General features: G+C 64.0%; 22 protein-coding genes. 15 read left to right on the top strand and 7 right to left on the bottom strand.

From position 1 onward, the window contains the following. Window positions 1–62: 62 nt before the first annotated feature. Genes Q8J98_RS03960 through Q8J98_RS03950 form a run of 3 tightly spaced genes read left to right on the top strand, consistent with a single transcriptional unit; the run spans window position 63 to window position 2478 of the window. Window positions 63–527, top strand: a complete 465-nt coding sequence (locus Q8J98_RS03960) for a RidA family protein (protein ID WP_305293236.1) — start codon at window positions 63–65, stop codon at window positions 525–527. Beyond that, on the top strand, window positions 524–1294 hold the full coding sequence (locus tag Q8J98_RS03955; RefSeq protein ID WP_370868053.1) for a glycerophosphodiester phosphodiesterase family protein: 771 nt from the start codon (window positions 524–526) through the stop codon (window positions 1292–1294). The genes Q8J98_RS03960 and Q8J98_RS03955 overlap by 4 nt, the downstream gene beginning before the upstream one ends. A 17-nt stretch (window positions 1295–1311) precedes the next feature. Next, on the top strand, window positions 1312–2478 hold the full coding sequence (locus Q8J98_RS03950; RefSeq protein ID WP_305293235.1) for a GNAT family N-acetyltransferase: 1167 nt from the start codon (window positions 1312–1314) through the stop codon (window positions 2476–2478). Window positions 2479–2547: 69 nt separating this feature from the next. Here the strand turns inward: Q8J98_RS03950 and Q8J98_RS03945 are convergent, their stop codons facing one another. Next, window positions 2548–3036, bottom strand: coding sequence for a peroxiredoxin (locus tag Q8J98_RS03945; RefSeq protein ID WP_305293234.1), 489 nt, complete (start codon window positions 3034–3036; stop codon window positions 2548–2550). Window positions 3037–3114: 78 nt separating this feature from the next. Here Q8J98_RS03945 and Q8J98_RS03940 point away from each other — a divergent pair, with 78 nt between their 5' ends. Together Q8J98_RS03940 and rsmD are read left to right on the top strand one after the other, a co-directional pair. Continuing rightward, window positions 3115–4311 carry an NAD(P)/FAD-dependent oxidoreductase gene (locus Q8J98_RS03940; protein WP_305293233.1) on the top strand — a complete coding sequence of 399 codons (1197 nt, stop codon included), beginning with the start codon at window positions 3115–3117 and terminating at the stop codon, window positions 4309–4311. After that, complete coding sequence (gene rsmD / locus Q8J98_RS03935; RefSeq protein ID WP_305293232.1) at window positions 4308–4871, top strand: 16S rRNA (guanine(966)-N(2))-methyltransferase RsmD; 564 nt, start codon at window positions 4308–4310, stop codon at window positions 4869–4871. The genes Q8J98_RS03940 and rsmD overlap by 4 nt, the downstream gene beginning before the upstream one ends. 17 nt (window positions 4872–4888) lie before the next feature. Here rsmD and fliP read toward each other — a convergent pair whose 3' ends face one another. From fliP to fliF, 4 genes are read right to left on the bottom strand one after another with little or no spacing between them, the layout of a single operon-like run. Continuing rightward, the gene (fliP, locus tag Q8J98_RS03930; RefSeq protein WP_305184754.1) at window positions 4889–5608 is read right to left on the bottom strand and encodes a flagellar type III secretion system pore protein FliP; all 720 of its coding nucleotides are present in this window, start codon (window positions 5606–5608) and stop codon (window positions 4889–4891) included. Further along, complete coding sequence (locus Q8J98_RS03925) at window positions 5609–5893, bottom strand: FliM/FliN family flagellar motor C-terminal domain-containing protein (protein WP_305184753.1); 285 nt, start codon at window positions 5891–5893, stop codon at window positions 5609–5611. Next, a complete protein-coding gene (locus Q8J98_RS03920; protein ID WP_305293231.1) occupies window positions 5886–6482 on the bottom strand; it encodes a flagellar biosynthesis protein in 597 nt (198 codons plus the stop codon). Before Q8J98_RS03920 ends, Q8J98_RS03925 begins: the two co-directional genes overlap by 8 nt. Next, a complete protein-coding gene (gene fliF / locus Q8J98_RS03915) occupies window positions 6482–8077 on the bottom strand; it encodes a flagellar basal-body MS-ring/collar protein FliF (protein ID WP_305293260.1) in 1596 nt (531 codons plus the stop codon). The genes Q8J98_RS03920 and fliF overlap by 1 nt, the downstream gene beginning before the upstream one ends. 144 nt (window positions 8078–8221) lie before the next feature. Between fliF and fliL the strand changes: the two genes are divergently transcribed. The 10 genes from fliL (at window position 8222) to Q8J98_RS03865 (ending at window position 18075) form a co-directional block, all read left to right on the top strand. Next, window positions 8222–8710, top strand: a complete 489-nt coding sequence (gene fliL / locus Q8J98_RS03910; protein ID WP_305293230.1) for a flagellar basal body-associated protein FliL — start codon at window positions 8222–8224, stop codon at window positions 8708–8710. A 12-nt stretch (window positions 8711–8722) separates the two neighbouring features. Then, the gene (locus Q8J98_RS03905) at window positions 8723–9082 is read left to right on the top strand and encodes a hypothetical protein (protein ID WP_305184750.1); all 360 of its coding nucleotides are present in this window, start codon (window positions 8723–8725) and stop codon (window positions 9080–9082) included. Continuing rightward, the gene (locus tag Q8J98_RS03900) at window positions 9079–9687 is read left to right on the top strand and encodes a MotE family protein (protein WP_305293229.1); all 609 of its coding nucleotides are present in this window, start codon (window positions 9079–9081) and stop codon (window positions 9685–9687) included. Before Q8J98_RS03905 ends, Q8J98_RS03900 begins: the two co-directional genes overlap by 4 nt. A gap of 60 nt (window positions 9688–9747) precedes the next feature. After that, window positions 9748–10617: a flagellar motor stator protein MotA gene (gene motA, locus Q8J98_RS03895; protein WP_305293228.1), complete on the top strand. Its 870-nt coding sequence runs from the start codon at window positions 9748–9750 to the stop codon at window positions 10615–10617. Beyond that, window positions 10614–12911, top strand: a complete 2298-nt coding sequence (locus tag Q8J98_RS03890) for a hypothetical protein (RefSeq protein WP_305293227.1) — start codon at window positions 10614–10616, stop codon at window positions 12909–12911. Before motA ends, Q8J98_RS03890 begins: the two co-directional genes overlap by 4 nt. A gap of 92 nt (window positions 12912–13003) precedes the next feature. After that, window positions 13004–13756, top strand: a complete 753-nt coding sequence (locus Q8J98_RS03885) for a transglycosylase SLT domain-containing protein (protein WP_305293226.1) — start codon at window positions 13004–13006, stop codon at window positions 13754–13756. Continuing rightward, a complete protein-coding gene (flhA, locus tag Q8J98_RS03880; RefSeq protein WP_305293225.1) occupies window positions 13756–15843 on the top strand; it encodes a flagellar biosynthesis protein FlhA in 2088 nt (695 codons plus the stop codon). The genes Q8J98_RS03885 and flhA overlap by 1 nt, the downstream gene beginning before the upstream one ends. Further along, the gene (locus tag Q8J98_RS03875) at window positions 15840–16619 is read left to right on the top strand and encodes a flagellar biosynthetic protein FliR (protein WP_305293224.1); all 780 of its coding nucleotides are present in this window, start codon (window positions 15840–15842) and stop codon (window positions 16617–16619) included. The genes flhA and Q8J98_RS03875 overlap by 4 nt, the downstream gene beginning before the upstream one ends. After that, window positions 16616–17701: a flagellar biosynthesis protein FlhB gene (locus Q8J98_RS03870; protein ID WP_305293223.1), complete on the top strand. Its 1086-nt coding sequence runs from the start codon at window positions 16616–16618 to the stop codon at window positions 17699–17701. Before Q8J98_RS03875 ends, Q8J98_RS03870 begins: the two co-directional genes overlap by 4 nt. Beyond that, window positions 17698–18075 (top strand): hypothetical protein, encoded by a 378-nt coding sequence (locus tag Q8J98_RS03865; RefSeq protein ID WP_305293222.1) that lies wholly within the window; start codon window positions 17698–17700, stop codon window positions 18073–18075. The genes Q8J98_RS03870 and Q8J98_RS03865 overlap by 4 nt, the downstream gene beginning before the upstream one ends. On the opposite strand, the gene Q8J98_RS03860 is transcribed toward Q8J98_RS03865, so the two are convergent. Then, window positions 18076–18576: a flagellar basal body-associated FliL family protein gene (locus Q8J98_RS03860; RefSeq protein WP_305184741.1), complete on the bottom strand. Its 501-nt coding sequence runs from the start codon at window positions 18574–18576 to the stop codon at window positions 18076–18078. 8 nt (window positions 18577–18584) lie between these two features. Beyond that, window positions 18585–19310, bottom strand: a complete 726-nt coding sequence (flgH, locus tag Q8J98_RS03855) for a flagellar basal body L-ring protein FlgH (RefSeq protein WP_305293221.1) — start codon at window positions 19308–19310, stop codon at window positions 18585–18587. Between the last annotated feature and the right edge of the window lie 3 nt (window positions 19311–19313).

Raw genomic sequence — 19313 nt, 5'->3', positions numbered from 1 at the left:
CTGCGATGCGGCATCATTGGCGCAGGCAAAATGCTGCGCAGCGAAAACCGAGGAGAAGAGTAATGAGCGGAAAAATTGAAGCGCGCTTGACGGAGTTGGGCATCATGCTTCCGCCTGCCCCTGCGCCTGCGGCAAACTATGTGCCATATGTTTGGAGCGGCAATCTGCTCTTCGTTTCTGGCCAGATCAGCCAAGGCAGCGATGGCCTGATCAAGGGGCAGCTCGGCGGCGGCATGAGTGTGGCGGAAGGGGCCGCCGCCGCGCGCGCCTGCGGCCTTGCCTTGCTCGCGCAAGCGCGCGCCGCCTGCGGAGGCGATCTGGACCGGGTGCGGCGGGTGGTGAAGCTTGTCGGTTTCGTGAATTCCACCGCCGATTTCACCGACCAACCCGAGGTGATCAACGGGTGCTCCGACTTGATGGTCAATGTGTTTGGCGAGGCCGGGCGTCATGCCCGCGCCGCGGTTTCCGCACCATCGCTGCCGCGCGGTGTTGCGGTGGAAATCGATGCGGTGTTCGAGGTCGCATGATGCCCGCCTTGCACCCCGATTTTCTGCGCATTCCACTTGCGCACCGCGCCTTTCATGACGCCACCGCGGGCCGCCCCGAGAATTCGATCGAGGCGGTGCGTGCAGCGCTGGAAGAGGGCTACGGAATTGAAATGGATATACAACCATCTGCCGATGGCGTGCCGATGGTGTTTCATGACTATGACCTTGAGCGGCTGACCGGGATGCCCGGAAACATCACCGGCCTGAGCGCTGATGCGCTTGGGCGACTACCCCTGCTGGGCGGGCGAGAGGCGGTGCCGACGCTGGCGCGCGTCTTGGCCGAAGTCGCAGGCCGGGTGCCGCTGCTGATCGAGATCAAAGACCAGAGCGGGGCCAGCGGGCCCGAGGTCGGGGCGCTTGAGCGCGCGGTTGCCGATGCGTTGCGGGGCTACGCGGGCCCCGTTGCGGTGATGTCGTTCAACCCCCATTCCGTTGCGGCCTTTCATGCTGCGGCACCCGATGTGGCGGTCGGGCTGACCACCGCCGCCTATTTGCCCGAGGATTATCCGGAACTGCTGGGGGCGGTCTGCGACCACCTGCGCGATATCCGGGATTATGAGCGCGTCGGCGCAAGTTTCATTTCGCACGAGGCCGCCGACCTCGCGCGCCCGCGCGTTGCGGAACTGAAAGCAAGGGGTGCCGCGGTACTCTGCTGGACCATTCGTTCCCCCGAAGCCGAGGCTGCGGCGCGCAAGATCGCCCACAACATCACCTTCGAGGGCTACGCCGCGTCGCGGCATGCGTAGCGACCTGGGTTGGAGCAATGCCTGAGGCGGAACTTTTCCCTTCGGTTTCAGAAATACCTGAAGCCGATTGGGATATTTGCGCCTGCCCCGAAACCGTCGATGGGGCAAGGCCTTACGACCCCTTCACCACGCATCGCTTTCTGGCGTTGCTCGAGGCATCCGGATCGGTCGGGCCGGGCACCGGCTGGCAGCCCCGCCCGCTCGTGCTGCGCGACGCCGGGCAGGTCATTGCCGTCGCGCCGACTTATGTGAAAAGCCATTCGCAGGGCGAATACATTTTCGATCATGGCTGGGCCGAAGCGCTGGAGCGCGCAGGCGGGCGCTATTACCCGAAGCTGCAAGTCGCGGTTCCGTTCACGCCGGTGACAGGGCGGCGGCTGCTCGCGCGATCCGGGCACGAGGCAGCGGGGCGCATTGGGCTTCTCGAAGCCCTTCGGGCGCTGGCCGCGAATTCGGGGCTGTCATCGGCGCATCTGACCTTCTGCACTGCCGAAGAATCCGATCTGGGGGTGGCCGCAGGCTATCTGCCGCGGGTCACGACCCAGTATCACTGGCACAATCGCGGCTACACGCGATACAGCGATTTTCTCGACGACCTGTCTTCGCGCAAGCGCAAGGCGCTGCGACGCGAGCGTGCTGAGGCGCAGGCATTCGGGGGCGAAATGGTCGCGCTGACGGGTGCAGAGATAATGCCCGAACACTGGGCGGCAATGTGGGATTTCTATCAACATACGGGTGAACGCAAGTGGGGGCGACCGTACCTGTCGCGCGCTTTCTTTGAAGCTGCCATGGCGCTTAATCGCGATGTGCTTCTGGTGCTCGCGCGGCGTGAGGGGCGTTGGGTCGCAGGCGCGCTCAACTTCATCGGGCGGGAGGCGCTTTTCGGCCGATACTGGGGCGCGATCGAGGTGCACCCAAGCTTGCATTTCGAGCTATGTTATCATCAGGCAATTGACTGGGCGATCGCGCACGGCCTTGCCCGTGTCGAAGCCGGGGCGCAGGGCGAACACAAACTCGCGCGGGGCTATCTGCCTGCGGCGGTGCATTCGCTGCACTGGATCGCGGACCCAGCCTTTCGCCGTGCCGTTGCGAACTACCTCGCGCAGGAGCGTGAGGACGCAGCACATGAGATAGCAGAGCTTTCGGCGCAGGGGCCGTTTCGGCGCGATGACGGCAGCAATTGATACCGCGCCCGCGGGTCGCAACTCTTCACCCAGAAGGGGGAATGCCTACGGGCGCATAAACGGCGTGGCCTAAATTTCCGCCAGCAGCGCTTCGCCGCCCGAAATCTCGCAAGTGCCGCCTTTCATTTCGCGGCGAAGCACCTTGACCACGCCATCCTCAACCAGCATCGAATAGCGCGAAGAGCGGTTGTAAAGCCCGGTTGCCGGGTTTGAAAAGCTCAGGCCGAGCGCTTGCGCAAAGCTGCCATCCGCATCGGAAAGCATGCTGATGCCTGCGGCGGTGGCGCCGGTGCTTTCGCCCCAGGCGTTCATCACAAACGGGTCGTTTGCCGCGATACAGATGATTTCTGAAATGCCCTTCGCCAGAAATGCAGCCTTGGTGCGGATGAAGCTTGGCACATGCGCGTTTGTGCAGGTGCCGGAATATGCGGCGGGAATTGCGAAAATGACCACCTTCCTGCCGGCGAGGCGGGGGGCCAGTTCAACCGGTGCCGGCCCGTTTTCGCCAATTTGCAGGAAGGTGGCGGCGGGCAGCCTGTCGCCTACGGAAATGGTCATGGTTCGCTCCTCTCGCGTTGCGTTCTGGTTGGCCTCAGATATAGGGTCCGACCCGGAATTGACCAGTAGGAGATGGGTATGGCAGGTGTGGTTATTGTCGGCGCGGGTCAGGCGGCGGCTTCTGCCGCGGCCAAACTGCGCGCACTGGGCTACGCGGAACCGATTACCATCATCGGTGAAGAGCCACTGGCACCCTATCAGCGCCCGCCGCTTTCGAAAGCGTATCTTCTCGGCCAGATGCCGATCGACCGGTTGTTGTTGCGCTCGCCGGAGTTCTGGGCCGAACAGCAGGTGGAATTGCGGCTTGGCACTGCTGTGACAGCAATCGACCGCGCCGCAAAAGAGGTGCGGCTTGCGGGCGCTAAGGTGCCTTATTCCCAGCTCATTCTTGCGACCGGTGCAGTGCCGCACCGCTTGCCGGCGGCGATTGGCGGCACGCTTGCGGGCGTGCATGTGGTGCGAAACCTCGCCGATGTCGATGGCATGGCACCGGCGCTGCGCGCAGGTGCCCGGCTGGTGGTGGTCGGCGGTGGCTACATCGGGCTTGAGGCCGCCGCAGTGGCCCGCAAGCTGGGGCTGGAGGTGGTGCTGGTCGAGGCCGCTCCGCGCATTCTGGGCCGCGTCGCCAGCGCCGAAACCGCCGACGCCATCCGCTCCATGCATCTGGCGCACGGGGTCGAGATTATCGAAGGCATTGGCATTTCGCGGCTTTGGGGCGACGCCTCGGTGCGCGGGGTGGAGCTTTCGGACGGGCGCAACCTGCCCGCCGATCTGGTGATCGTCGGCATCGGCGTGGCACCAGCAACAGCGCTGGCGCAGGCGGCGGGATTGGCCATCGACAACGGCATTGCGGTCGATGCCGAGGGCCGCACCGTTGATCCCGCGATCTGGGCGGCGGGTGATTGCGCGTCGTTCCCGATGGGCGGCGGCAGGTTGCGGCTTGAAAGTGTCGGCAACGCGATCGATATGGCCGAATGCGTCGCCGGAAACATTCTTGGTGCCGCAACGGCTTATGTGCCCAGGCCCTGGTTCTGGTCTGACCAGTATGATGCGAAACTGCAGATTGCCGGGCTGAATACCGGCTATGACCAAGTCATCACCCGCCGGGCCGAGGGCTATTCGGTCTGGTACTACCGTGGCAAAACCCTGCTTGCCGTCGATGCGCTGAACGATGCACGCGCCTATATGGTCGGCAAGCGGCTGATCGAGGCGGGGCGCAGCCCCGACGCCGCCAGAGTGGCGGACCCCCTGACTGACCTCAAGGCATTGCTGTGAGGATCATCGGCGGCACCGCGCGCGGCCTGAAACTCGCCGAGGTGGGGACGGGCGACGCCGAGGCGCATCTGCGCCCGACCTCTGACCGGGTTCGCGAGTCGATTTTCAACCTGCTCGTCAACGGAACCCACGGCAACCCGCTGCCCGGCGCGCGGGTGCTTGACCTTTTCGCGGGTACCGGGGCGCTTGGGCTCGAGGCGCTGTCGCGCGGCGCGGCGCGGGTGGTTTTTGTTGATGACGGAATTGCGGCGCGCGGGTTGCTGAGGCGCAACATCGAATTGATGCGGGCGGCACCCGCAACTGATGTCTTGCGCGGCGACGCACGCGACATGGGGCGAAACCGTGATGCCCCCTACAACCTCGTGTTTCTCGACCCGCCCTATGGCAAGGGTTTGGGTGAACTTGCGCTTGCCTCCTGCCTCGTCGGCGGTTGGCTTGCTCCGGGCGCGAGGGTGGTCTGGGAAGAGGCGGCGCGCCCGATCTTGCCCGAGGGATTTGTGTTGCTCGACCAGCGCCGCTATGGCGGCACCACGGTCACCATGGCGCGTGCGCCGGGCTGATGCCTTGGGTTCGGCACTCAAAAATAGCTGCGCACCAATGCCCCGGAAACCAAGGTCCAGCCATCGGCCACCACGAAGAAGGCAAGCTTGAAGGGCAGCGCAACAACCGCTGGCGGAACCATCATCATCCCCATCGACATCAGCACCGCAGACACGACGAGATCGATGATCAGGAACGGCAAGTAGAGCAGAAACCCGATCTCGAAGGCACGCGAAACCTCTGACAGCATGAACGACGGCACCAGCACCGAAAGCGGTGCCTGCTCGATGCTGCCGTCGTATACCGGTTCCGGGCGCAGACCGAGCAGGGCGGTAAACGTGTCGGGGTCGATCCGCCGTGCCATGAAGCCGCGAAAGGGTTCGGACCCGAGGTCGAACGCGGTGGGAATGTCGATTATGCCATCAATCAGCGGCGCGGCGGCAACGGTCCACGCCTCGGTGAAAACCGGCTCCATGATGAACCAGGTCAGAAACATGGCGAGACTGACGATGAGCATGTTCGGCGGCGATTGCTGCAAGCCTATTGCCTGCCGCAGGATCGAGAGCACGGTGACGATAAACGGAAAACAGGTGACCATGATCGCCAGGCCGGGCGCGAGGCTCAGCACGGTCAGAAGCGCAATCGTCAGCATGGTGCGCCCGGCAAGGCTGTCGCCCCCGCCGAGCGAAAGGGTAATGTCCTGTGCCCCGGCAGGCGCGGCCGCAAGCAGCAGCAGCAGTATCAAGGCCGCGCGCATTCACAACCCGTTCTGGAGATCGGCCACCTCGGTCAACCGCACCGCAAGCTGGCCCGCCTGATCGCCGGTCAGTTCGGTCAGCTCACCCCGCGCTATAAGCTTGTCGCCAACGTAAAGCTCTACCGGGTCATCCACCCTTCGGTCGAGCGGCAGAACTGCATCGCGCTTGAGCCGCAGCAGCTCGCGCACCAGCGGCCGCGCCTTGCCGACCGAAATGGTGATTTCGATTGGCACCTGGGTGAACGGGTTCGCAGACTGCGCGTCGGACCGGCTCGGGCTATCCATTCTGGCTCACCTCGTTCTCAAGTTGGAAAAACGCTGACAAGGCGCTGGCAATTGCGGCGATCACCCCGTCGAGATCGACCCGCGTCTCGGTTTCTCCAAGCCGAAGGTACACCTGGCCATCGCTCAGCGAAGGCTCCTCGCAAAACCGGAGCGGGAAACCGGCACGCAGGCCAAGCGCCGTTTCGACCGTTTCGCGGCTTTCGGGGCTGACCATCACGGTTACCGGCGCTTCGGTCAGCTTTTCGGCCATCGGCAAAAGCTGCTCCAGCACGATCGCGGCCAGAGTTTCGCGGGCGACGGCGGGCAACACCTTTGCCACCATATCGCGCAGCAGCGGCTCGAGCGCATGCAGCAAATGGCCACGCGCCTCGTGGTAGTTGAAGGATAGCGCCTGAAGGTTGCGCCCAAGATCGGCGCGCAGCTTGCCGGCCTCGGCCTCCTGCGCGGCCACCGCGTCTTCCCAACCCGCGCTGAAGCCCTTTTCAAAAGCCGTAAGCTTCGCCTCCTCAAGATCGGCAAGGTTCATCTGCACCGCTTCCAGATCCGGGTCGCCGGTGTCGAAAGCCTCAAGGCGAAATGGAGTAGCCATCAGACGCGCTCCCCTTGGTCTTCCATCCAACTGCGCAAGATCTCGACGGATTCATCCTGTCGCTCCGAGATCAGTTTCTTGAGCCGGGCCACCGGATCGACCGAATCGGGGTCGGAGCCGAAATCCCCCTTGCGCATTGGCATGGCCATATCGAAGCCGGAGATCACCGGCAGATCGTCCGGCACATAGCCGCTTTCGTCGATCATCCCGGTAAGTGCCCGCGAGGGCGCTGCCTCGGCTTGGAGCATGGGCGCGGGCAATTCGGCAAACCTCCGCAATGGTGGCCGCAGCAGGATTGGGCGCAGCACGAAAAGACCCAACACCAGCGCTACGGTGCCAAGCACTGCGAGCTGCGCAAGCGACATCAGGTCGATCACAAGATTCGAGAACACCCCGGATGGTGCCGACTCACCCAAGGGTACGACTGGCTGGAACGGCATGGATTTCAGCGTGATGACATCGCCCCGCGCGGCGTCGAAGCCAACCGCTGAGGCGACCAGATCACGCAGCGCCGCGAGCTCCTCTTCGGCGCGCGGCTCATAGCTCGCGGCACCATCGGCACCCGTGGCTTGCACCGCGTCGACCAGAACTGCCACGCTGAGCCGTTTGATCGCGCCGGGGCTGCGCAGCACCTCGCGGGTGGTCTCGGAAACTTCGAAATTGACCCGCTCGCTGGTTTCGCTTTGTCGGCTTTGCGAACTTCCTGCTTCGGCTCCCGCGCCCGAAGGCAGGTTCGAAGCTACCGATACCGCCCCTCGGCCCGCGTCGGTCGTGGAATTGCTGCGCTCCTGCGTTTCGGTGGAGATCGCCACGCGGGTTGCGGGGTCGAAGATGCGCTCGGTGATCGCCTCACGTTCGGTGACCGTTTCCACCGAAACCTCGACCACGGCGTTGCCATAGCCCACCCGCGCTTCAAGCAACCTCTCGACGCGCAATTTGATCTCTTGTGCGCGCGCGTCACCCCCTGGCGCGGCCGCAAGTTCCTCGCCCGACGAGACCAGCCCACCTACCCCGTCGATCACGGCTACATCCTCCGGGCTCATTCCAGTAACCGCGGAGGCCACAAGGTATTTCAATGCCTTAGCCTGAGATGGTGAAAGCCCGCCTGCGAGTGTTGCGACAATGACCGAGGCACTGGGGTGCAGATCTTTTCGAAACGGCTGCGCGGTCGGGTTGGCAATGTGAACCCGGGCAGACCGAATCAGCGGGCTTGCGGAAATCGTCCGTGCAAGTTCGCCTTCCTTGGCGCGCCAATAGGCTGCGTCGAACATCTGCGACGTCGTGCCAAAACCCGAGAGCGAATCAAGCAATTCGTAGCCAGCGCCCCCGGTGGCGGGCAGCCCTTCGCCTGCGAGAATCATCCGCAATTCATCGCGCCGCGAGGTTTCGACATAGATTGCGTCGCCTCGCACCTCGTAGTTTGCACCGCGCTGTTCGAGCGCGGCGACAACATCGCCCGCCCCTGTGCCTTCGATCCGCGCATAAAGAAGTGCCATCGACGGCTTCGTGACCATACCGGAGAGGCCGAGAACCGCGGCGAAAACCACGAATGTCGCCGCCGCAACAAGAACACGGCGACGCGGTTCAAGCGCCATCCAGAGGTCAATCAACGGCTGCAATGCACACCTCCAGTTGAGCGGGCTTCTGCCCACCGCCTGGCTGATCAATCGCCGATTGCGCTTAACAATCGGTTAGTGGGCTTGGGTCTATATCTGGGGCAACGGAAATGCGGGGATGTCATGGCCGAAAGCGACCCTGTGGCGCAAGCCGCGCCTGCGAAGAAGTCTAAAATCCCGCTTTTTGCGGGGCTTGGTGCCATGTTGCTGCTAGGGGCTGGTGGCTTTTATGCGGTCTTCTCGGGGCTGATTCTCGGTTCTCCTTCGGAACCGCCGGTGAACCCTGAAAGCGTTGTCGTTGCCGACCTTCCCGACATCGCCTTTGTGCCGATGGAGCCTTTGGTGATTCAGCTCGGAACCGGTGTGGCGGCGCGGCATTTGCTGTTTCGCGCGCAGCTTGAGGTTGCAAAGCCATACGAGGCGCAAGTGATCCTGCTGCTACCTCGGGTCATGGATGTGCTGAACGGGTACCTGCGTGCCGTCGAAGTTGCCGAGATTGAGGATCGAAGCGCGCTGATCCGCTTGCGCGCGCAGATGTTGCGGCGGGTGCAGATTGTCACCGGTGAGGGGCGCGTGCGCGACCTGCTGGTGACGGAATTCGTGGTGAACTGAGGAGGCTCAGGCGTGGAACTCATTGCAGACATCCTTCTGGGCGCGGGGGCAATTGGCGCGGCAGCCTATTGTCTGGTGCTGGCGCGGCGGCTTACGCGGTTCAATCAGCTTGAGACCGGCATGGGGGGTGCCATCGCCGTGCTTTCAGCGCAAGTCGATGACATGACAAAGGCACTGCAAAAGGCACAGAGCACCGCAGGGGCCTCGGCCACCACGCTGACCGCGCTCACCGAACGTTCCGAGAAGGCAGCGGCACGGCTGGAGCTGCTGTTGGCCTCGATGCACGACCTTCCCGAACCGGGTCAGGCCACACGCAGGTTTCGCCTGGTGCGGCGGCGCACGCCCCACGAGGATCTGGAGGCGGCGCAATGAGCCACAGGGGAAAACCCGACGCGGCACCACTCCGCCCCGCCGCCCGTACGCGGCGACGCGGCGGTCCCGGTGCCCTGTGGGTGGTCATTGTGCTCTTTGCATCCTCGGGGTTGATCCGCATCGGCGAAACGGCGGGGCAGGCACTGGCGGTTTCGGGCGCGCCGCCTGCCGTGGCACCGCTGGCCTGCACGCCCCCCACCGATGCAGGTGCCTTCTTGGCGGCGCTGCGCATCCGCGAGGCCGCAGTGACCGAGCGTGCGGCAAGACTTGAAAGCCGCGCGCAGGCCATCGCGCTGGCGCAAGCCCAGCTTGACCTAAAGCTCGCCGAACTGATCGCCGCCGAAGACCGCCTGGCCGCGACTCTCGCAATTGCCGATGGTGCGACCGAGGCTGATCTGGCGCGGTTGGTGACGCTTTACGAGAACATGAAGCCGAAAGATGCGGCGGCGTTATTTGCAGAAATGGCCCCCGAATTCGCGGCGGGTTTCCTGTCGCGCATGCGTCCCGATGCGGCTGCGCTGGTGCTGGCCGGTCTGGAGCCAAAGGCCGCCTACACGGTCTCGGTGCTTATCGCAGGGCGAAACGCGAGCGCGCCGGTGGAGTAGTGCGCAGGATGAAAATTAACCCCGACCTGCGAAAGTTCGGGGCATGACGGGGGCAGGCGCTTGATTGGCATCATCGGCATAATCGTAATCTTCGTGATGGTCTTCGGTGGCTTCATGCTCGCCGGTGGGCACCTCGGGATCGTCCTCCATGCGATGCCGCACGAAATGATCACCATCGGCGGCGCGGCCGTGGGGGCTTTCGTGATTTCCAACGACATGTCCACGATCAAACATACGATGAAAGACATCGGCAAGGTGTTCAAGGGAACGAAATGGAAGCCCACAGACTTCCGTGATCTGCTTTGCCTCCTGTTCGAACTGATCCGTCTGGCGCGACAGAACCCGGTCGCCATCGAAGAGCATATTGAAGCGCCGAATGACTCGAGTATTTTTGGTAAATATCCAAGAATTCTGAAGGACCATGAGGCGGTCGAGCTGATCTGCGACACGCTGCGCTCAGCCTCAATGAATTATGACGACCCGCATCAGGTTGAAGAGGTGTTGGAAAAACAGCTCGATGCCAACCTCGCACATGCGCTGCACGGCAGCCACGCATTGCAGTCGGTCGCTGATGCCCTTCCCGCACTCGGTATTGTCGCGGCGGTGCTTGGTGTCATCAAGACCATGGGGTCGATCGACCAGCCGCCCGAGATTCTGGGCGAAATGATCGGCAGCGCGCTGGTCGGCACCTTTCTTGGTGTGTTCTTGGCCTACGGATTCGCCGGGCCTTTCGCGCAAAAGGTAAAATCGGTGGTCGAGGAAGACAGCCATTTCTACAAGCTGATCCGCGAGGTGCTTGTGGCCAATCTGCACAACCACGCCACCAACATCTGCATCGAGGTCGGTCGCCAGAATACCCCGCACCACATCCGCCCGAGCTTCGCCGAGCTGGAAGGCGCGCTCAAGGCAATCAAGCAGGATGCCGCATGACCTCTCCGTTACCCCTTTTTGCCGCGCTGGCGCTGCTGGCAATGCCCGCCCAGGCGGAAAGGGTGCGGGTGCAGTCGGGAGAGCATCCGACGTTCTCGCGGCTGGTGCTGCAACTCGCTGCTCCAACCGGCTGGCAGCTGGGAAGAACCGAAAGCGGCTACGAATTGCGGTTGGCACGCGACGATGTCGAGCTTGATCTTCGCCGGGTGTTCGAGCTGATTCCGCGCCGCCGGATTCTCGATGTCGCCGCACCAGAGGCAACGGGAACTCTCGCACTAAGCGTCGCGCCGGAAACCTACGCCTCGGCGTTCGAGCTCAAGCCGGGAACGATTGTGCTCGACATCTTCAATGGCACAGCGCCCGCCGCATCTCGCTTCGAGGCAATGCTCGATGCCCCAGCTACGCTTGAACCGGTGGCAGCACCACCACCAGCCCCCACGCTGGCGTTGCCGCTTCGCCCGGCTGCCGGCACCTCAACGCCCGATCCGCTGCTCAATCACTATTGGGCAAATGTCGCCGTTGTCGGGCGCGAAGCCCCTGTTGCAGAACCGCTGCCCGATATTGGCGGAGCCACCGCAACCGACCCTCGCATAATGGCGGCCGAGGAACAACTCTTGCTGCAACTTAGCCGCGCAGCAAGCCAGGGCCTTGTTATCCTGACCCTGCCAGAACTCGCGCCGAGCGCGCCGCCCGCCGCAGAGCCAGCGCCCCGGGAAACTTTGTCCTCGGCGGAACCTCTGGCAACCCTGCCGGAAACCCATCTCGCGCTGCGGTCCGAAACCGTGTTTGACCGCGATGCTAATACCGGTGCCGCTACCCGGCTGTTGAACCCCGACGGTCTGGCCTGCCTTCCCGACACCGCAATAAACGTTGCCGCATGGGCAGGTGATACGCCGGTTGCCGTGCAGCTTGGCTCCGCGCAAGCTGGCCTGCTGGGCGAGTTCGACCGGCCTTCGCCCAGTGCCGTGCTCGGCCTCGTGCGGCTGTACATTGCTCTGGGCATGGGAGCCGAGGTTTCGGCGCTGATTGATGGGCTTCGCCTCGAGCTTCCCGACGAAGACGTGCTGCGCGACATGGCCGCGGTGGTTGACGACCTGTCGGCGCATCCCGCAGGCCGGATCGCGCAAATGGCTGACTGCGATGCGCAGGTGGCACTCTGGGCGGTGCTTGCCAATTCCATGCTCAGGCGCGGCGACAGAATAAACGTCAACGCCGTCTTGCGTGGCTTTTCGATGCTGCCGCTGAACCTGCGCCTGCTGCTCGGGCCGCGCCTCACTGATCGGCTGATCGCGCTTGGCGCAGAGAGCGCGGCGCGAACCCTGCGTGATGCGATCAGCCGCGCACCGGGTGACCATGGCGCAACTATCGGGCTGATTGACGCAGGCATCGAGATGGCGCGTGGCGAACCCGCCGCTGCTGCAACCGCACTTGCGCCGATGATAGCGGAAAACGGGCCCGATGCGCCGCGCGCGATGGTCCTCTCCATCGAGTCCCGGCTTGCCTCTGGCGAAAACATTGACCCTGCCAGCCTCGAAGCTGTCGCGGCGCTTGCCTATGAGCACCGTGAAGCACCCGACGGCCCGGCGCTTGCCCGCGCACATGTTCTGGCGGCAGGCTCTGCCGGTCAGTTCGAGCGCGCTTTCGACGCCTTGGCACGAATGCCCGCAACCGCAACCTCCGACGACATTGCAACAACCACTACCGCGTTGATGCACCAGCTCGCCGCGACCCCGGACGATGTGAACTTTGCCACACAGTACTTCCGGAGCCGAGATCTCGTTCTTCGGCAAAACGACTGGCCGCTGAAGATACAAACCGCCGAACGTTTGCTGGACCTTGGCTTTGCAGCCGAGGCCCGGCGGGTGCTTGGCCCAGAGGCGGTTCGCCTTGACGCGGGCCGACTGCTGCGCGCGCGCGCCGCCGTGCAGGAGGGAGAGGGTGCCGCCGCGCTCGCCGAAATTGCCGGCGTGACCGGTGACGATGCATCGTGGGTTCGTGCCGATGCACTGCGCCTGGTCGGCGAACACGCCGCCGCGCAGCGCGCCTACCTCTTGGTGGACGCAGTCGATCAGGCGGGTGCCGAAGCCTGGCAAGCGGGCATCTGGCCGGAGGTGGCGCGTTTCGGCTCGCCTGCGCAGCGCACGCTCGTGGCGGCCCTCGGGCTTTCGCCCAACGGCGAGGCGGCTGCGGTGGAACCCCCCGGCCCCCTCGCGGCATCGCGGTCGCTTCTGGTGGCAAGTCGCGGCGCGCGGGCGGCGCTCGACCTCGCGCTGGCGGAAACCGATGACGATTGACCGATCTTTCAGGTGGTTACCGAATCTAAACCCCTGCGCGGTTAATTTCACCCAGGGCGCATCACGCGCCTGATATCCAGGGAAGAATCCCGATGCCGCGCATTCTTGCGATGCTTGTCTGCGCCATTTTGTTCGCCGCGCAACCATCCTCTGCAGAGCTGTCGAACAACCAGATTTGCGAGCAGGTTACACAAATTGCAGCCCGGCAGAGCGGTGTTCCGCTCGACGTGATGCGCGCCATATCCCTTACCGAGACGGGCCGCACCATCGCGGGTGCGTTTCGCGCCTGGCCCTGGGCGGTGAACATGGAAGGTGACGACGCCTGGTTTGACACGCGCGACGAGGCCACTGCGTTTGCACTTGCGGCCTATGATCGTGGCGCGCGCAGCTTTGACGTTGGTTGCTTCCAGATCAACTATCGCTGGCACGGGCAGCATTTCAGCTCGATCGAGCAGATGTTCGACCCACTCATCAACGCCCAATATGCCGCGCGCCTGCTAACCGAGCTTTATGCCGAAACCGGAAGCTGGAGCAAGGCAGCGGGTGCCTACCATTCGCGCACGCCAGAATATGCCAATCGCTACACCGAACGCTTCGAGCGCATTCTCGCCGGGCTGACCGGCGCAACGCCACTGCCCCCGCCCCGAGTTGCCGCCGATATCCCCGAAATCCCCGACATCGTGCTCGCGGCCTACGGCCCCGCCGCCCCGCTGGCACCCCGCGTCAACCGCTTTCCGCTGCTTCGGTCGGGCAGCGCGGGCGGTCTCGGCTCATTGGTTCCACTCGGCCAGGCCAACAGCGGCACCGGGCTATTGTCCGCCGCCGCCGCGGCGATGGTGGAATGATGCCGTTGCTGACCTTGCGAAGCGTCTTTCGCCCGACCATCCTGCTCGCGCTGGCGCTGATGGCGGTCATCGTGATGATGATCCTGCCAATGCCGGCCTGGGTGCTCGATGTCGGTTTGGCGGCATCCTTCGCCATCGCCATTCTGATCTTCACCGTGACGCTGTTCATCGAGCGTCCGCTCGATTTTTCGGCCTTCCCGACGATTCTGCTCGCCTCGCTCATGCTGCGGCTCTCGCTCAACGTCTCATCGACCAAGCTCATCATCGGACAAGGGCATACAGGCACCAATGCTGCTGGCGAGGTGATCGAGGGCTTCGCGAATTTCATCATGGGCGGTTCGGTCTTGATCGGGCTGGTGGTGTTCGGGGTCATCCTGATTGTCAACTTCATCGTCATCACCAAGGGTGCCGGGCGCATGGCCGAGGTGGGCGCGCGCTTTGCGCTCGACGCGATGCCCGGCAAACAGCTTGCCATCGACAGCGACATGAACGCGGGTGCCATCGACCATGCCGAGGCCAAGTCGCGACGCGAGCGCGAGCAGGCCGAAACGACCTTTTTCGGCTCGCTTGACGGTGCGTCGAAATTCGTCAAGGGCGATGCGGTGGCGGGTCTGCTCATCACCATGCTCAACCTGGTGATGGGCCTGATCATAGGGGTCAGTGTGCACGGCATGCCGCTTGGCCGCGCGCTTGAAACCTATTCGATCCTGACCGTGGGCGATGGGCTGGTCAGTCAGATCCCGGCGGTCATCATCTCGATCGCATCGGCACTGCTGCTCTCGCGCGGCGGGGCGCGCGGTGCCGCAGATATCGAACTTTTCCGCCAGCTTGGCAGGTTTCCGGCGGCGCTGACCACGGTGGCGGTGCTGATGGCGCTGTTCGCGCTGGTGCCGGGGTTGCCGTTCCTGCCGTTCATTGCGGGGGCCGCCGCGCTGGGGGTCACTGCGGTGTTGGTTGACCGGACCGCCCGCAGGATCGCCGCGCGAGAAGCCATGAAGATGCCTGCGCCCGAATCCGCGCCGCGTCGCCGCTCGCTTGGCGATGTGCTCGATATCGATGAAATTCACGTCGAATTCGCATCAAATCTGGTGGCGATGGCGCTGGACCCTGCCACCGGGCTCGACGCCCGCATCACCAATATGCGCAACCATGTGGCGGCAAGCTACGGGCTGATTCTGCCGGAAATCCGGCTGACGGACGACAGCACGCTGGAGCCGGGGCAATACCGCATTCGTATTCAGGGCGTGGAACAGGCGCGCGACAGGCTTTTTCCCGACCGGGTGCTGGCCCTGATCGCTGACAACCGCAACCTGCTTCCCCCCGGCGAGGATGTGCGCGAGCCGGTTTATGGTGCCGCCGCGCGTTGGCTGGCTCTGGCGATGCAGGAAGAAGCAGCAATGGCAGGCTCGACCGTGGTCGGCGCGACCGAAGTGCTGGCAACGCATCTGCTTGAGGTCATCAAGCGCGATTTCAGCCGCCTGCTCAGCCTGCGCGCGCTGCGCCGCCTGCTTGACGAGATGACGAACATCTCTGACCCGTTTCGCGCCGAGACCACGCGCAAGCTGCTTGATGAGCTGATCCCCGACAAGGTGCCGGTCGATCTGCTGCTTTCGGTGTTGCGATTGCTGCTTGAGGAGCGGGTTTCGATCCGCAATCTGCCGTTGATCCTCGAAGCCATTTCCGAATCGCGCGGGATGCAGAACCCCGAGGCGATCTGCGAGCATGTGCGCCAGCGGCTCGGCTTTCAGCTGGTGGCCGAGCTTCGGCGCGCCGATGGCACGATTCCGCTGCTGCAACTCGCGCCCGAATGGGAAGAAGCCTTCGCCACCTACCAGTTGTCCGCCGAAAAGGGGCCGGGCGACATCGCTCTGCCGCCCGACAAGTTCAACCGGTTGGCGGCGAATGTTTCAGACCGGCTGGCCCGGGTGGCCGAAACCGGGGTTTTTCCGGGCGTTGTCACCTCGGCGCGGCGCAGGCGTTTCGTCAAGACCGTGCTCGCCGCCAAGGGGGTCGCCGCGCCGGTGCTGAGCTTCGAGGAAATCGGCATCGACGCGCGCCCGGCTCTGGTGGGCGTGGTGTTGGCATGAATGCGGCACTCGCCGAGCTGCTTGCCTTCAGCACGCAGTCCTTGCTGGCGGGCTTCATCGTTTTCTTGCGTGTTGGTGCCGCAATGGCGCTGCTACCTGCTTTCGGCGAAACCGCCATACCTGCGCGGGTGCGCCTTGTCGTGGCGCTTGCCTTCACGCTTGTGGTGTTACCTGCTGTGCGCGCCAGTATCGCGCCGCTTCATGCGGCAGGCTCATTGCCGGGGCAGGTTCTTGCCACCGAAGTTCTCGCTGGTCTGGCGCTTGGGGCGATCTTGCGGATTTCGGTTCTGGCGCTTCAGATCGCCGGCACCATAGCGGCACAGGCAACCTCGCTCGCGCAGCTGTTCGGCGGTGGCGCGGGCGAGCCGCAACCGGCGATCGGGCATCTGATGACCTGGGGCGGGCTTGCGCTTGCGGTGTCGCTGGGGCTTCACGTCACCCTCGCCGGGGCCTTGATCGGGTCTTACGATGCCATGCCTGCGGGGCAATTTCCGGGTGCCGAGAGCATCCGGCAATGGGGCGTTGGCGGGGTGGCGCACGGGTTCGCGCTCGCCTTCACTCTGGCCGCGCCCTTCGTGCTGGCCGGGCTGGTGTACAACGTGGCACTTGGCGCGATCAACCGCGCCATGCCGCAGCTGATGGTGGCCTTCGTCGGGGCCCCGGCGCTGACCGCTGGCGGCCTGCTGTTGCTCGTGCTGTGCATACCGGCGGGGCTTGCGCTCTGGCACAACGACCTTTCCGCGCTGGTTGCCAACCCGTTCGAGGCCTGGCGATGAGCCAGGACAGCGGGGCGGAACGCGAACACGAACCTACCGAGCGCAAGCTTGCCGAGGCCCGCAAGCGCGGCGAGCTGGTACGCTCAGCCGAGGTAAATGTTGCGGCGGCCTATGGCGGATTGCTGATTGCAGCCTCCGGCTTTGGCCTCGCCAGCCTGCAAGGTTTCGGCACCAAGGCGATGGTTTTGCTCGATCAGGCCGACAGCCTCGCGCCCTTGCTGCTCGGCGGCGAATCCGGCCCTCTCGGCGGGCTGTTGGGCGCGCTTTTGTGGCATGTCGCACCGTGGTTCCTGCTGCCGATGGCAATGGTCTTTGCCGCGCTCATGGCACAGCAGGCAATTGTCTTTGCGCCAGAAAAACTCATGCCAAAGCTCAGCCGAATCAACCCCATGGCAAATGCGAAGCACAAGTTCGGCCGCAGCGGCCTGTTCGAGTTCGCCAAGAGCTTTGTCAAGCTCACGGTGATTTCGCTTATCCTTGGTGCTTTTCTCTATGACAGGTTGCCCCGGATCGTCATGGCGCAGGCGGTGTCGCCAGGCATGGCGGTTTCCGAGCTTGGCAGTCTGATCGTCGAGTTCCTGTTTCTGATGCTGCTGATCGCCACCACCATCGGCGCGGTAGATTACCTGTGGCAGCGCGCCGAACATCTGCGTCGCCACCGGATGACCAGACAGGAGTTGATCGATGAGCTGAAGCAATCCGATGGTGACCCGCACATGAAAGGGCAGCGGCGGCAACGCGCTGTCGAAATTGCCACCAACCGTATGCTCTCGGATGTCGCCAAGGCCGATGTGGTGATCGTCAACCCCACCCATTATGCGGTAGCGCTGAAATGGAAGCGCGGCAGTCTGCACGCGCCGATCTGCCTGGCCAAGGGCATTGACGAAATCGCGACGCGGATCCGCGAGCGCGCGGCCGAGGCGGCAATTCCGATTCACTCCGATCCGCCCACGGCACGGGCGATTCACGCCACGGTCGCGGTCGGGGCCGAGATCAGGCCGGAGCATTTCGGCGCGGTCGCCGCCGCGATCCGCTTTGCCGAACGCATCCGCCAGCGTGCCCGGGAAAGGCGCGGCGCATGAGCGCGCCCAGGAAACTGGCGGTGCTTGACGCTATTGCCGCGCTCCGGCGCGACACCGCGTTGCAGGACCTTGCCGTGGCGCGAGGCGCGGAATTCGCTGTATTTCAAAGCATTGCCGCGTTGACCGCGCGCCGCAGAGAGGCAGCGGCCGCCGCTGATCCGACCGATATGGCCGCATCAGTGCAGCTAGACCGATACTGCCGCTGGGCAGAGGCGCAGCTCCAATCCGCAAAGACCAGGCTGGTCGAAGCGGCAAAAACCTCGGAAAACTGTCGGCGTGGCGCGGCGCTGGCGCTCGGTCGCACCGAGGCGCTCGACAGACTCGCGCAGAGGCTCGCGGCTGAGCGTAGGGCAAAGCGCGCGCGAAGCGTCTGATCAGGCGTTGTCCTGGCGCAGGATATCCACGATCAACACGTTCTTTACAGCACCCCCAAGGTTGCTGGTCGCCGCTTCGAGCAACGCGCGCCGCAGTACCTCCATGTTGCCAGCCTCGGTAAACGCACCGCGAAAACCTCCGGTATTGGCGTGGTTGAACAGCACCCGCAGGAACGCATCGCGCAGCCTCGGCTCAACGGCATAGACCTTTTCGCTTCCGCCAGCCACGACCTCGAGGCTGAGCGACAAGATCACCAGCGCCGAAACCCTGCCTGCCTCGACAACGGGAATGACGAACTGGTTGGGGAGCTTGACAAAAACATGGGTGCTGTTCACCTGCGGATCGAGGCCCGAGGCGGCACTTTGCGCATCGGCGGGCGCAGCCGACCCGCAAGGGTTCAATACGACCGTATCGCTGGCCTTCGGCCGCAGCACAAAGCCACCGCCGATGCCGGCACCAAGCCCTATCAGAGCGAGCAGAAGCGGCAGGATCTTGCCCATGCTGCGGCTCAAAATGGCAGGATGATGTCGGTGATCTGCTGGCCGTAGCGCGGCTGCTGCACATCACTGATCTGGCCACGGCCCCCATAGGAAATCCGCGCGCCCGCGATCTTGTCGTAGGTGATTTCGTTCTGGCGGCTGATGTCTTCCGGGCGCACGAAACCGGTCACGATCAGCTCGCGCAGCTCGAAGTTGACGCGCACCTCCTGGCTGCCCCGGATGCGCAGCACGCCATTCGGTAGCCGCTCGATGACCGTGACCGCAACCCGAAGGGTCAGCTTTTCGTTGCGCGAAACCGAACCGTTGCCGCTGAAAGACGAAGTCGAGCTGGTCGAAACGGCGGGGTCAAGGTCAATCCCGTTCGGCAACACTTCGTTCAGCCGCTGCGGAAGCCCCAGCAGCGCAGAAATTCCCATCGACTGCGCGCCTTGGCGCGCGCGCCCGCTGGTGTTGGAAATTTCTGCCTTGTCATCGATCTCGATCACCACGGTCATGATGTCGCCGCCCTGGCTGGCCCGGCGGTCACCGAGCAGCGAACTGCGCGCGCCCGACCAGAGCGACGCCTCGCTGTTGGGGGTGCTGCGCTCGGAATAGGCGGGCAACGGTGCGGTGGTCATGGCGCGGAATTCATCGCTCGATTCGATCGGGCTGAGTGCGGGGGCGCGACCGACCTCCTCAAGATTGCCGCAGGCCGCAATGGGCAAGATCGTCAGGAACAAGAAGGCGCGGCGCATGAA

The sequence above is a fragment of the Phaeovulum sp. genome, from assembly GCF_030684035.1.
GTDB lineage: Bacteria > Pseudomonadota > Alphaproteobacteria > Rhodobacterales > Rhodobacteraceae > UBA6213.
This window is presented reverse-complemented; position numbering and strand designations above follow the sequence as displayed.

What these genes read in the sequence shown, in the direction of transcription:
- Q8J98_RS03865 (WP_305293222.1), top strand. Translation starts at nt 17,698, where the DNA reads ATGAGCGCGCCCAGGAAACTGGCGGTGCTTGACGCTATTGCCGCGCTC.
- Q8J98_RS03925 (WP_305184753.1), bottom strand. Translation starts at nt 5,893, where the DNA reads ATGGATAGCCCGAGCCGGTCCGACGCGCAGTCTGCGAACCCGTTCACC.
- Q8J98_RS03860 (WP_305184741.1), bottom strand. Translation starts at nt 18,576, where the DNA reads ATGGGCAAGATCCTGCCGCTTCTGCTCGCTCTGATAGGGCTTGGTGCC.
- Q8J98_RS03870 (WP_305293223.1), top strand. Translation starts at nt 16,616, where the DNA reads ATGAGCCAGGACAGCGGGGCGGAACGCGAACACGAACCTACCGAGCGC.
- Q8J98_RS03875 (WP_305293224.1), top strand. Translation starts at nt 15,840, where the DNA reads ATGAATGCGGCACTCGCCGAGCTGCTTGCCTTCAGCACGCAGTCCTTG.
- Q8J98_RS03940 (WP_305293233.1), top strand. Translation starts at nt 3,115, where the DNA reads ATGGCAGGTGTGGTTATTGTCGGCGCGGGTCAGGCGGCGGCTTCTGCC.
- Q8J98_RS03960 (WP_305293236.1), top strand. Translation starts at nt 63, where the DNA reads ATGAGCGGAAAAATTGAAGCGCGCTTGACGGAGTTGGGCATCATGCTT.
- Q8J98_RS03950 (WP_305293235.1), top strand. Translation starts at nt 1,312, where the DNA reads ATGCCTGAGGCGGAACTTTTCCCTTCGGTTTCAGAAATACCTGAAGCC.
- fliF (WP_305293260.1), bottom strand. Translation starts at nt 8,077, where the DNA reads ATGGCGCTTGAACCGCGTCGCCGTGTTCTTGTTGCGGCGGCGACATTC.
- flgH (WP_305293221.1), bottom strand. Translation starts at nt 19,310, where the DNA reads ATGCGCCGCGCCTTCTTGTTCCTGACGATCTTGCCCATTGCGGCCTGC.
- Q8J98_RS03955 (WP_370868053.1), top strand. Translation starts at nt 524, where the DNA reads ATGATGCCCGCCTTGCACCCCGATTTTCTGCGCATTCCACTTGCGCAC.
- Q8J98_RS03945 (WP_305293234.1), bottom strand. Translation starts at nt 3,036, where the DNA reads ATGACCATTTCCGTAGGCGACAGGCTGCCCGCCGCCACCTTCCTGCAA.
- fliP (WP_305184754.1), bottom strand. Translation starts at nt 5,608, where the DNA reads ATGCGCGCGGCCTTGATACTGCTGCTGCTGCTTGCGGCCGCGCCTGCC.
- Q8J98_RS03920 (WP_305293231.1), bottom strand. Translation starts at nt 6,482, where the DNA reads ATGGCTACTCCATTTCGCCTTGAGGCTTTCGACACCGGCGACCCGGAT.
- fliL (WP_305293230.1), top strand. Translation starts at nt 8,222, where the DNA reads ATGGCCGAAAGCGACCCTGTGGCGCAAGCCGCGCCTGCGAAGAAGTCT.
- Q8J98_RS03900 (WP_305293229.1), top strand. Translation starts at nt 9,079, where the DNA reads ATGAGCCACAGGGGAAAACCCGACGCGGCACCACTCCGCCCCGCCGCC.
- Q8J98_RS03890 (WP_305293227.1), top strand. Translation starts at nt 10,614, where the DNA reads ATGACCTCTCCGTTACCCCTTTTTGCCGCGCTGGCGCTGCTGGCAATG.
- flhA (WP_305293225.1), top strand. Translation starts at nt 13,756, where the DNA reads ATGCCGTTGCTGACCTTGCGAAGCGTCTTTCGCCCGACCATCCTGCTC.
- Q8J98_RS03885 (WP_305293226.1), top strand. Translation starts at nt 13,004, where the DNA reads ATGCCGCGCATTCTTGCGATGCTTGTCTGCGCCATTTTGTTCGCCGCG.